Raw genomic sequence first — 4476 nt, forward strand, 5'->3', positions numbered from 1 at the left:
ACCCTGAGAGATTCCTATCTCCAAAATATTTATAGTAGCATTGATATCTGCATGTACCAGGTGGTTGCATTCTTCACAAATGAATAGATCACGAGATACACGGCTGCTCTTTTTTTCCTTTAAAATTAAAAGAGGTTAAAGGGTGCGCCGGTAGTAAAGGGTAATTACTTCTACTTCTTAGATAGATGGAAGTAATGGGTATAATGTGGATATACAAAATAGGTGGTTTATACGGTCGTTAGCGAAAAGCTTAGAAAATAAAGGAAAATAAACCGCAGCAAAAATGCGGAAGACATTAAGAAATGAATAGTAAGAATATAGTAGAAAAGACAAGTCCGAAAATCCTTTTCCTTGTCGATAGTTTAGGTGTTTTTTTGACCGCTTTGATGTTGGGACTTATTCTCACTACCTTTGAAAATGTGTTTGGAATGTCAAAAAGAATTCTGTACATATTGTCATTAATTGCATTTAGCTATAGTATCTATTCTTTTGCATGTTATCTAAAAATAAAAACGAATTGGAGCCCTTTTTTGAAGGGCATTGCTTTCGCCAATCTGTTGTATTGTCTTCTTCCAATAGGTTTAGTGATTTATATGTGGTCGGAACTCACTAAAATAGGACTCACATACTTCTTTCTTGAGGCGATAACTATTTTTGGTCTTGTAGTTGTCGAATTAAGGAAAGCAAATATGCTGAGTAAGCAAAAAGCCAGTCGTTAACATTGCATATAGCTTATGAAAGATGAATGGAAAAATACAAGTTTTCGGTTTTTAGCTATGTTCGTTTCGAGTGAGCATTAATATACTTCGAAAAATGCAACAAGCCATATGCGGGGCCGTTAATCCCACCATTATATTCAAAACTAGATAGACGGAAGTAATTTATTTGGAGGTTAAGAAGGCCAGAATATAAAGAAAAAGTATAGGTTTTTATCTAAGTAGATCTTCTAAAAGGGCTTGATTATTATTTCCCATTTGGCCAGATAACAAGTAGTGAAATCCAACAAAGGTGCAGGTCGTGAAAAAGGGCCAAAAGGCCCTTTGATTATAAAATTATTCAGTTTTTTATAGCCATTAGAGAAAGGAACAGTCATTCGACTCAAAGTATCCAGAAGAAACCTTATCGCAGCCGGCAGATCTTCTAACCCTAGCTTCTACTTTATATCTCCCACTAGAATTCACTGAGATATAGATCTCATCCCCATAATCGTCCACAATTTTTCCATTGGATACAGACTTGTCAATTTTTGCTCCTGAAGGGTACTCCTGCAATCTATACCTTCCGTAAGGAAAACTTGATGGGTAACAAGCTGGAATCAATTTTAAAATTTCTAAAGTAAAATTACATTCGTCCTCATCACAAATGTTCTCAGGTTTTTTGCTAATAGAAAAAAGATATGTGCTAAGAAAAATTACCTTACTCCCGAATTTCTCTATATTTTTTCTTGTTCCAAATCCATTTCGCCACAGGTAGTTAGAATTTCTTCTCGGGCCGTGTCCCTTAACCTAACAGCGGCGTTGAAATCAGTGCCTTTGGCTAATATCGGTTTTCCAACATGGACTTCAATACTTCCCCAACGAGGAAACCATTGTCCATCGTCTCTTAAAATATCCCGAGTTCCGCGAATAGTAATGGGTACAACAGGACAGCCAGTGTTTGTGGCTACCAGAAATGCGCCCAATCGAAAGCCCAGAAGTCCTGGCATTCTCGTTATTGTGCCTTCGGGAAAAAATACCAGTCGGTTTTTTTCCTTCGCAGCATCAAGAACTATTTTAAAATCTTTAAGACTATCCTCATGTTCTTGTCTTTCAACAAATAGGGTTTTTATTTTTTTTAGAAAATGGCCGGCAAAGAATTGTCTTGCCAATTCTTTTTTAGCAATAAACGTGAGTTTATCTGGACAGGACAGTATAAGGATTAGTCCATCCAAATAACTTGAATGATTTGCCACAAAAACACCTCCCGCTGGTGGCAAATTTTCTTTGTGTAACACCTTCAGTTTGATACGCCATGCCCATATTAAAAATTTACCTGCAGTTTGAATTACCCTCCAACGCCATTGATCCTGAGGCAGCACCATTGCTAAAGGCCAAACGATTGCAACAACCAAACTCAATAGCATCCACCAATATCCTGCGTACAAAAATGCTGCTATACTTCGCAAATAAATTTGAACTTTACTGATGAATACATCTACCCTTAGCTGCAATATTTGCAACCAAACAGCACGTGTCTTTGCGCCAAACTGTTTCTCCTCAAAAAGTTTACGTGCTGAGGATCTCCGCAACTTGCCACTTGAAGTTTTGGGTATACTGTGGGGAGGTGCTAATATCACCTCATAAGGCGGTATATCAAGAATATCTGTGGTTGTTACTATGATCTGTTCCCTTAGTTTAGATAATTTCTTTTTATCCGTTATCCGAGTCTCAGCCAAAATTACAACACGCTCGGTGCCTAAAATTGGATCTTTGCTTCCTATCACACAAATACATCCTTTTCTTAGCCCATCAATTTTGTTAACAACCTCTTCCACTTCGTCAGGATGAATATTGCGTCCCGCACTTATTATAATGTCCTTATCCCTACTTGTAATAAAAACATCGCCACCCACCCTATAGGCCAAATCTCCTGTATTTAGCCATTTTCCATCGAATAATTCTCTTGTTTTGGCTTCATTTTGGAAATATCCACTAGTTGCTGATGGTCCACGAAACTGTAACCTCCCCTCTCTTCTTTCACCGACTTCATGTCCAGTAAAGTCAATAATGCGTGTCTGATGACCTATAAGACGTTGTCCACAACCAACCACTTCTAACGTATCTTTTGCATCGGGTGCTACTGGTTTTGCAATCCCTTTCTCCATGAGTAATTTTCGATCAATACGGTCGATAATCGGGATCTGTCCAGGCAATGAAAAGCAAAGCCCCAGTGTATTCTCAGCCAAGCCATACACTGGTGTCATTGATTTTGGTTTGAATCCATAAGGTTTAAAGCGTTCTGTAAACTGACAGATGGTATTTGCACTAACTTTCTCAGCGCCATTTAAGAGTATGCGAAGTGAACTTAGATCAAGTCCTTTCAAATCTTTGTCATCAATTTTATGTACACAAAGCCCGTATGCAAAATTAGGTGCTGCTGAAAGGGTTCCATGAAAATGATGAATGGCCCAAAGCCAGCTTGCGGGTCTTGCTAAAAATGCAAGTGGAGAAAGAAATACCGTTGGCACCGCATGATACAAACAGCCCAGCCATGCTCCAATGAGCCCCATATCGTGATAAAGAGGCAACCAACTTATACAAATATCAGTGGGGTTTACGTTAGTAGCTTTCCCAATGGCACGGATATTGGCCAACAAATTGGCATGTGTTAAACGGACTCCTTTTGGGTCACCGGTACTTCCAGAGGTATATTGCAGTAATGCCAATTGTGTTTCTTTGGTAATTACAGGAAGTCGTTCAGTTTCAGTTTTTTGCAAACTTTTTACTGATTTTACAGCTCTTAAACTTTTCACTCTAGACTTTAATATTGTCCCTATGCTCTTGGCTTCGGATAAGGTTATAAGAATGGTTGCTTCAGCATTGTTTAAAATGGAGGCTTGACGATTCAAATGTTCTTCAATTTTTGTCAATTGCATGACGGGATAGAGCGGAACGGGCACCCCGCCTGCATACAAAACACCGAAAAAAGCGGTAAAGAAATCTAATCCTGTGGGTAGTACAATGGCAGCCCTTTCTCCTGATTCAATCCCCCATTCACGTAACCCATTCGCTATTGATTTGGATTTTTCGGCAAGTTCATGGTATGAAATGGTCTGTTTTTCTTTGGTTCCATCCCACAGAATAATGTGAGCTCTGCTGGCATGTTTATTGGCGTGCCAATCAAGAACTTCCGTCAATGTTTTGGCCTCAACGGGGGCAATTGCTGCAGGTCCGAGAGTGGGCGCCACCAATTCCAACGCATGCAAAGGGAATCGTCCTGTTTCTGCTTGTAAAACAGCGATAAACCAATCTCTGACGGTTTCTGTTTCAGCCAATAGCTGTTCGGACAAATGCACATCAAATTGATGCTCTAATTGTGTCAATAGTTCTGCACGGCTAAGGCTATCCAATCCCAAATCTTGACCTAGTTTGCTATCCAATCCAACGCGGAGGGTAGCTTTGAGATTGGGATGTAATTCCAAACAAAGGGTTTTTACGATCCTCAGTATTTGTTTGGCGACTTTTTCTTCGGCTGTTGGGTTTATTTTATTATTTTGATGTATTGCCATATTGAACATTCAATTCCTAACTTACATCAGTAAAATCACATAACTATTTTTTATGTTCCCTAACGGCTCGTGTATGGTGACGTTTCACCCCCAAGGGGCCAATGCAGTATACACTTTGTTGGCGGGTTGTTTTTCTATTTTTAAAAATCTAGTTCCATTTCCCAAACTCCTTGATATTCCATTTTTAAATCATCATATCTCTTCTGTTG

4 protein-coding genes are annotated in these 4476 nt (G+C 39.1%); 1 reads left to right on the top strand and 3 read right to left on the bottom strand.

What is annotated here, in order from left to right; all coding sequences use genetic code 11:
* On the bottom strand, window positions 1-126 hold a 126-nt coding region (locus E1171_RS24910; protein WP_187696303.1), incomplete at its 3' end, for a zinc ribbon domain-containing protein.
* A gap of 176 nt (window positions 127-302) precedes the next feature.
* On the opposite strand from E1171_RS24910, the gene E1171_RS06430 reads away from it, so the two are divergent.
* Window positions 303-719, top strand: a complete 417-nt coding sequence (locus tag E1171_RS06430; protein ID WP_155205189.1) for a hypothetical protein — start codon at window positions 303-305, stop codon at window positions 717-719.
* 354 nt (window positions 720-1073) lie between these two features.
* On the opposite strand, the gene E1171_RS06435 is transcribed toward E1171_RS06430, so the two are convergent.
* Both E1171_RS06435 and E1171_RS06440 read right to left on the bottom strand, forming a co-directional pair.
* The gene (locus E1171_RS06435; protein ID WP_155205190.1) at window positions 1074-1319 is read right to left on the bottom strand and encodes a hypothetical protein; all 246 of its coding nucleotides are present in this window, start codon (window positions 1317-1319) and stop codon (window positions 1074-1076) included.
* 113 nt (window positions 1320-1432) lie between these two features.
* A complete protein-coding gene (locus E1171_RS06440; protein WP_187696302.1) occupies window positions 1433-4267 on the bottom strand; it encodes an AMP-binding protein in 2835 nt (944 codons plus the stop codon).
* Between the last annotated feature and the right edge of the window lie 209 nt (window positions 4268-4476).

The organism is Xanthovirga aplysinae (assembly GCF_009711365.1).
In the GTDB taxonomy this organism is placed as follows: Bacteria; Bacteroidota; Bacteroidia; order Cytophagales; family Cyclobacteriaceae; genus Xanthovirga; species Xanthovirga aplysinae.

Coding starts and splice junctions, on each gene's coding strand:
- E1171_RS06430 (WP_155205189.1), top strand. CDS start 303: ATGAATAGTAAGAATATAGTAGAAAAGACAAGTCCGAAAATCCTTTTC.
- E1171_RS06440 (WP_187696302.1), bottom strand. CDS start 4,267: ATGGCAATACATCAAAATAATAAAATAAACCCAACAGCCGAAGAAAAA.